This is a genomic window from Flavobacterium piscinae (assembly GCF_004122145.1).
GTDB lineage: Bacteria > Bacteroidota > Bacteroidia > Flavobacteriales > Flavobacteriaceae > Flavobacterium > Flavobacterium piscinae.
Genome location: NZ_SBKQ01000042.1, coordinates 1 through 404 on the forward strand (window position 1 = coordinate 1; position 404 = coordinate 404).

Annotated in this window: 1 protein-coding gene; it reads left to right on the forward strand. The window is 43.3% G+C overall.

The window, feature by feature from the left end; genetic code table 11:
* On the forward strand, positions 1–404 hold a 404-nt coding region (locus EQG68_RS15125), incomplete at both ends, for a hypothetical protein (protein WP_164975481.1).

The window sequence follows — 404 nt, forward strand, 5'->3', positions numbered from 1 at the left end:
AGCCAAGATGTTATGAGATTGTAGAGCTTCAATTGATTGTAAATCCGTTACCGGATATTGTTTCACCGGTTAATTTATACCAATGTGTGGCACCAAGTCAACCGATTTTACCTTTCACATTAAGTTTAGCCAATGAAGATGTATTAGGAGACGACCAAAGTGAGGCAGACTTTACAGTGACGTATTATGCTTCACAGACTGATGCAGAGGCGGGTAGTCCACAGTTGCCAACTACTTACACCAGCACAAGTGTTCTAGGAGCACCGGAGACCATTTATGTACGAGTAGAGAACAACCTTACCGGATGTTTTATAGTAGGCACGGTAGACTTAGTAATTGAAGAAGGAACCATTGCCAATGCGATTCCGGTGGATGATGCAGCCGTAACCAAGTGCGATGACCAA